4 protein-coding genes are annotated in these 7,072 nt (G+C 72.8%); 3 read left to right on the top strand and 1 reads right to left on the bottom strand.

The features are described from left to right. The 3 genes from HHX30_RS33685 to HHX30_RS33695 are packed head-to-tail and all read left to right on the top strand — an operon-like array spanning position 1 to position 5,117. On the top strand, positions 1-2,061 hold the full coding sequence (locus tag HHX30_RS33685; protein ID WP_169987253.1) for a UvrD-helicase domain-containing protein: 2,061 nt from the start codon (positions 1-3) through the stop codon (positions 2,059-2,061). A 55-nt stretch (positions 2,062-2,116) separates the two neighbouring features. Then, positions 2,117-3,982 (top strand): sigma factor-like helix-turn-helix DNA-binding protein, encoded by a 1,866-nt coding sequence (locus HHX30_RS33690; RefSeq protein WP_169987255.1) that lies wholly within the window; start codon positions 2,117-2,119, stop codon positions 3,980-3,982. Between the two features lie 43 nt (positions 3,983-4,025). Further along, positions 4,026-5,117 (top strand): cysteine--tRNA ligase, encoded by a 1,092-nt coding sequence (locus HHX30_RS33695; RefSeq protein WP_169987257.1) that lies wholly within the window; start codon positions 4,026-4,028, stop codon positions 5,115-5,117. A 92-nt stretch (positions 5,118-5,209) separates the two neighbouring features. Here the strand turns inward: HHX30_RS33695 and HHX30_RS33700 are convergent. Continuing rightward, positions 5,210-7,072: PKD domain-containing protein (locus HHX30_RS33700; protein WP_249350722.1), on the bottom strand; the 1,863-nt coding region annotated here is incomplete at its 5' end.

Raw genomic sequence — 7,072 nt, forward strand, 5'->3', positions numbered from 1 at the left:
ATGCCCCGGCTCGCGATCTCCCCGGAGTTCCTGCGCGGGCTCGGCGCGCTCACCCGGCCCGTCCGCCGGGACGTCGCCGTAGCGGTACGCCGGTTCCTGCTGAACGCGTCCGCCGCGCCGCACCCCGAGAGGGTGCGCAACAGCCGCGATTCCCGGATCGCCACGCTCCGGCTCGCCGACCGTCACCGGGGGGTGGTGGTGCGGCAGGAGGACGTCTACTGGCTGCTCACCGTGCTCCCGGACGCCGAGGCGTGGTCGTACGCCCAGCGGCACAGGGTCGGCGTGAACACGGCGATCGGGATCGTCGAGACCTGGGACGCCGAGGCCCTCGATCGGATCGAGCCCGCGCTGCGCCGCGCGGCGGGGACCGGCGGCCGGCCGCTCTTCGAGAACTGGTGCGACACCGACCTGCTGAACATCGGCGTCGACGCCCGCCTGCTGCCGCTGCTGCGGCTGATGACGTCGGAGTCGCATCTCGCGGCCGTGGAGCCCATGCTCCCGCAGAGTCAGTACGCGCCGCTCGCGGCGCTCGCCCGCGGCGGCTCGCTCGCCGCGGCCTGGCGCGAGCTGGACGCCTACCGCTCGCGCGTCGCCGACGACGTCGACCCCGAGGACCTGCTCGCGGCGCTGCGGCGCAGCCCCGACCGGGCCGCGTTCGCCGCCGACGCCGCGGAGCTCGAGCGCGTCCTCACGCTGCCCACCTGGTGCACGTTCCTGTACCCGCCGCAGCACACGTACGCCAACTGGCCGGCGTACGAGCAGCCGGTGCTGATCACCGGGGGCGCGGGCACCGGCAAGACGGTCATCGCGCTGCACCGGGCCGCCCTGCTGGCCCGCGCGGCCACCGGCCCGGTGCTGCTCGTCACGTTCTCGCAGGGCCTCGCGACCGAGCTGTCCGCGCGGCTCGACGTGATCATCGATGACGAGCTGGTCCGCAAGCGCGTCGAGGTGGGCAACGTCGACAGGATCGCCCACCGCATCGTCGCCGCGGCGGAGGGCCGCGCCCCGGCGCTCGTCTCCTCCGACGACCTGGCCGACCTGTGGCAGGAGGCGGCCGTCGGGCGCTTCGGCAGCGCCTTCCTGCTGCGCGAGTGGGAGCAGGTGATCCTCGCGCAGGACCTGCGCACGCTGGAGGAGTACCAGGCCGCGGCCCGGCCCGGCCGCAGCGTCCGCCTGGACGCCGAGGCGAGGACCGTGGTGTGGGAGGCCGTCCAGCACGTCGTACGGCGGCTGCGCGAGTCCGGCCGGCGCACCCTGCTCCAGCTCGCCTCCGAGGCGGCGGGCCTGCTCGGGCGGGCCGTCGGCGATCTGCTGGGCGACGAGGCGCCGGGGCGGGAGCCGTACCGGCACATCGTCGTGGACGAGGCGCAGGACCTGCACCCGGCGCAGTGGCGGCTGCTGCGGGCGGCGGTCCCCGCCGCCCCGAACGACCTGTTCATCCTGGGGGACCCGCACCAGCGGATGTTCGACACGCGCGTCGCGCTGGCCGACGTCGGCATCCCCGCCCGCGGGTTCCGCCTGAGGATCTCCCACCGGCTGCCCGCCGAGATCCTCTCGTGGGGGGTGCGGCTGCGGGGCGGCGGCCCGGTGGACGGTCTGGTCGCGGGCAACGCCGCGATGTACGGCTACCGCGCGCTGGAGCACGGCCCGCGTCCGACGGTGCGCGAGTACGTGAGCGCGGAGGCGGAGATCGCCGGGCTCGTCGCCACCGTGGCCGAGTGGCTGGAGGAGGGCGTGCCGACCGCACAGATCGCGGTCGCCGCACGCACCCCCGACCTCGTGCGTACCGCCCGCACCGCACTACGCGAAGCGGGCATCACGGTCAAAGTCACGTCCCTCCATGGCATGAAAGGGCTGGAATTCCGTCGGGTGGCCGTGATAGGCGTGGCTGACGGAATCGTGCCGGCGCCGGACGCGCTGACCCCGGCCGACGAGGACCCGACGGCCCGGGCGCACGATCTGCAACGCGAACGGGGGCTGCTCTACGTGGCATGTACGCGGGCGGGGGAGTTGCTCTACGTGTCCTATTCCGGCCGAGCCAGTCCCTTCATCCCGTCCTGACGTCGGATCCCCTAGTCTGAACTGCGGATATATTCCCCTTGCCGGTTGGACCTGCATGAACCTCAGCCTTAGCGACATCGTGCCTCCGCTGCGCTGGACCGCGCCCAGCCAGGTAGAGCCGATCGCGAGCGACCCCGGTCTTCCCGACGCGTGGTGGCAGGCGCTCCCCCTCGACCGGGCCTGTGCGGCGGTGGGGACCGGCCAGGTCGCCTCCCGGCTCGCCGACCTCACGATCGCCTGCTGGGCGCACCTGGTCCTCGGCGACATCCTGCCGCTGCTGAGGTTCACCCACCCCGAGGAGAGCCTGCAGACGCCCGGCCCCCGGGAGAGCGTCCACGAGCTGTACGTCGACGTGATCGACAAGCTGCTGGCCACCGAGCCGGCGCGGGAGCCGGCCGGGGCCGCGGTCCCGCCCGCCCTCCCCGAGCGGCCGATGCCCGAGATCATCGACGAGATCTTCGCCCGGCTGGACGACCGCCAGCGGGCCATCGCGCGGGACCGGCTCTACTTCGACGCGTCCCAGCAGCCGGGCCAGGCCCAGCGGGCCACCCTGGATGAGCTGGCCCAGCGCTTCTCGGTCACCCGCGAGCGCATCCGGCAGATCGAGCGCGACCTGCGCGACCACGTGAATGACTGGCTGAACGGCCCGGCGGCCGCGCCGCTGAACGCGCACCTGTCCTGGCTGCGCACCCGGCTGGGCTCGGCCGTGCCCGCCGACGACCTCGCGGCGGCCGTGCCGTGGCACCGTACCGAGCTGGTCACGCTCGCGATCCCCGCCTGGCGGTTCGTCCGCACGCTGCTCACGGGGTACGAGCAGGTGGACGGCTGGCTGGTCGCGGGCGGCGCGGACGAGATCAGGGAGAAGACGCGGCAGCTGTTCACCGACGGCCCCCGGCCACTCGACGAGGCGGTCTCCCTCGTCGCCCAGCTCGGCATCCGGGAGGACGTCGCCGAGCGCTGGCTGGCGTCGGTGCCGCACCTGCGCGTACTGGACGGCCACGTCGTCCCCTGGCCGCGCAGCATGGGCGACAAGGCGGAGGCCGTGCTGGCGGTGACCCGCGCGCCGCTCACCCCTGAGGAGATCCAGACACGCATCGGCGAGGACTACAGCCTCGTCGGCATCCGCAACCAGCTCGCTTCCGACGAGCGGTTCATCCGGCTCGACCGCAGCAAGTACGGCCTGCGGCGATGGGGCGGCGACGAGTACCTCGGCATCCGGGAGATGATCATTCGGGAGATCGAGCGCGCGGGCGGCGAGGCGTCCGTGAGCACGGTGGTGGACAACCTGACCTCCCGCTACGACGTGAGCGAGAGCTCCATCAGGGCGTACGCCGGAGGGCCCGGGTTCGAGCGGACCCAGCGCGGCTACATCAGGGTGGCCGGGCAGGACCAGGCCGAGCCGTACCAGCCGCGCCGTGACGTGTCGATGACCCGCCGCTGCTTCCGCAGCAGGGACGGCCGCTGGTGGCACCGGGTGGACGTGAACGCCGAGCACCTGCGCGGCTCGGGCTCCCCGCTGCCGACGGGTTTCGCCGCGCACCTCGGCATGGCGCCCGGCGGCCAGCTCACCGCCTCCACCGCGTCTGGCGAGGTGGTGATCAGCTGGCACAACCAGCCGACGATCGGCTCGATCAGGAACGTGCTGGCCGAGTACAACGCGTCCGAGGGCGACCACGTCTTCCTCACGGTCTCCGACGGCGGCGAGCTGCTGACCCGTTTCCTGCCCGCCGCGGGAGCCGGGCTGCCCGCGATCAACCAGGCGCTGCACCTGATCGGGTACACCGCTCCGGTGGCGTCGGAGGCCGAGGGCCTGCGGCTCATCGGCGCGCGTATCGGCCTGCCCGAGGGAGTCGCCCGCGAGGAGGTCCTCGACCGCCTGCGCGACCGCGGCGACCGCGACATCCTGACCTTCCTCGCCTGACTCTGGGCAAAGGGATGTCGGGGGCAGCACATAGGCTCAGACCATGTTGCGGCTCCACGACACCCTGACCCGGCAGGTCGTGCCTGCCGCCCCGACCGGCTCGCGGATCCTGCGGGTGTACACCTGCACCGCACACGAGACCGCCGGTATCGCCGACCTAAGGCCCGCCCTGCTCGCCGACCTGGTCCGCCGCGTCGCCGAGCGCGCCGGACTGCGGGTGCTCGCCTGCCGCAACGTCTCCGACCTCCGTGGCGGAGACGGCGCCTCGCTGGACGCCGACACGCTCGCACTCAACATGCGCGCCCCCGAGCACTCCCCCCGGACCAGCGAGACCATGGGCCTGGTGATCGAGCTCATCGGACGGCTCATCGAGCGTGGCCATGCCTACGTGACCCCCGAGGGGGCGGTGTTCTTCGACGCGGCCTCCTTTCCCGCGTACGGCGACATCTCCGGCAAGCCGGGCTCGGTGTCCGACTGGCCCCTGTGGGAGCCTCTGGGGGATGCGGCGGGCGGCGGTGCCGGGGCGGTCTGGGACGCGCCCTGGGGGCGCGGTCTCCCCGGCCGCGACATCGAATGTTCGGCCACGCCGCTGCGGTTCCTCGGCGCGCGCTTCGACCTGTACGTGGGCGGGGCCGACCTGTGCTTCCCCCACCACGAGAGGGCGCGAGCCCAGTCCAACGCCGCGACGGGTCAGGAGGCCGCCGCCCACTGGGCGCACTCCGGGCGCCTGCTGTTCGACGGCCGCCCGGCCGGCGCCGGTGGCGTCGCCTCGCTGTCGGGCGTCGCCGCCGCCGGCCTCGACCCCCTCGCCGTACGGCTGGCCCTGCTCGAGCACCACTACCGGCGACCGGTCGATCTCACCTGGGACGCCCTCCGCGCCGCCGACGAGGAACTGCGGCGGCTTCGGCGGCGGGTGGCCGAATGGGCCGAATCGCCGAGCCGCCCGATCGACGACGCCCACGCCGAGCGCGTCCAGCGGGCACTGGACGACGACCTCGACACGCCGGGGGCGCTGCGCCTGCTGCGCGACCTGGAAGCCGACGAGTCGGTCGCGCCGGGCTCCAAGTTCGAGACCTTCCTCCACTTCGACCACGTGCTCGCCCTCGGCCTGCCCGCCGACATCGGCCGGATCTGACGGCATGGTGCGCCGCCCGAGGCCGCGGCCTGCTCAGGCCATCCTGGTGGGGACGGCCTGAGCAGGCGTGGGATCTGTCGGACAGGCGGAGCTCAGCCGCTGACGCGCAGCACGCCGTTCACCGGGGACGGTGAGCCGGTGGGCTGGTTGTCGTAGATCCGCTCACCCTTGCTGTTCCAGACGACCAGGTGGAGCTGGTCGGGCTTCCCGGCGCCGGGGTCGGTCGCGGTGATCTCGTAGGTGACCGTTCCGGCTCCCTTGACCTTCCCGGTGCCGCGCAGGGTGGCGGTGCCACCCGTCGCCGACAGCACTCTGTGAGAGGCGTCGCCCAGGGCGAAGCCGGGCGCGGTGTAGGTCAGCTCACCGGTGGGCGTGGCGCCCTTGCCCGGGTAGCGGGCGGTGAGGGTGAAGGAGGCCCTGCCCTCTTCCTTGGCGCACTCGGTGGTCAGCGTGCACGCCCTGGCGGGGGTCGCGATCGTGCCGGCCCCGGTCACCGACGCGGTCCGGTCGTAGACCAGCACCCGCACCTTGGCACCCTCGACCATGTCGGCCGTGGTCCGGCCGCCGTGATCGTCGGCCACCGTGACCGCCACCTCATACAGGCCCGGCTCGGTGAACACGTGTGGCAGGCTCACCGTGCCCTCGACCCTGCCCCCAGCCGGTCCCCCGACCTTGCCCTTGCTCTCGGCCTTGTTCTTGCCCTTGGGCGTGGTCTGGTGTCCGGCCACCGCTCCGGCGATCTGCCGGCCGCCGACGGTCCAGGTAGCGGTATGGGAGTCACCCGTGCCCGCGTCGGTGAACGAACCGGTGAACGTCACCGGCTCACCCACCTCCACCACCGCCGGCGGCGCCTTCAACGCCACCTGCGGAGCGGCGTTGGTCACATGGACCACCACCTGCGCGCTACCGGCACCGCCCTTGTCATCGGTGACCGTCAGCACCACCGTGTAATCACCGGCCGAAGCGAACACATGCTCCAGCTTCAACTGGCCGGCGGTTGGCGTCAGCGGCTGCGGACCCGACCCGTCCCCGTAGTCCACCGTGTAGGACCAGTCACGGGAATCGGGGTCGGTGAACGAACCCAGCCCAAACCAGTCGGCACCCGCCTCGACGGTGTCCATCGACGTCCGCACCGTCACCTCGGGCGCCTGGTTCGGCGTCTGCCCCGCGGTGACCGTGACGGTGAACGTCGCCGTAGCCTCCAGCCCGCCGTCATCGGTGACCTTCACCGTGACCGGGTAGGTCCCCGCGGTCGCCCACTGGTGCTCCAGCGCGATCTGCTTGGCCGCCGTGGGCGTGACCGGCTGCGGGCCGGACCCGTCGCCGTAATCCACCGTCGCCGTCCACGAGGTGGAGTCCGGATCGGTGAACGTCACCGTCCGCTGCAACGCCTCACCCGTGCTCACCTCCGCGTCCGGCCCCGCCGACACCACCGGAGCCGTGTTCGGCCCTGCCTCCTCGATCACATACTCGACGTTCGCCCCACCGACGGCGCCCTTGCTGTCGGTCACGATCACAGTCGCGCGTCCACGCGTCGGCGCGGTGAACGTCTTGGCCTTCGAAGTGACCGTCCCGCCACCCGAACGCTGAGCCACCGTGGCCGGCTCCGGAGCAGCACCCCACGCCACCTGCGCCGTATGCGTGTCACCGGTATCGGCGTCGGTGAACTCCACCGTCAACGTCAACGGCTTGCCCACCACACCCCGCACCGGACCAGACGGCGCCACAACCACCGGCGTGGCATTCGCCGCCGCCCCCGTACCGGTCAACGGCAGCGTAAAGGCCGGCTCGGCACCATCAGCCGTGGTGAACGTCAGCGCACCACTGACCGGACCCTCCTGCGCCGGAGCGAACCTCACCTCCACCACGCAGCTGTGACCGACCGCCAACTCCACCGGGCAGGCGTTCGTCTGCGCGAACGGCCCGCTGACCGCGATCGCCTTCAACGGGATCGG

The sequence above is a fragment of the Microbispora sp. H10836 genome, from assembly GCF_012999525.1.
In the GTDB taxonomy this organism is placed as follows: Bacteria; Actinomycetota; Actinomycetes; order Streptosporangiales; family Streptosporangiaceae; genus Microbispora.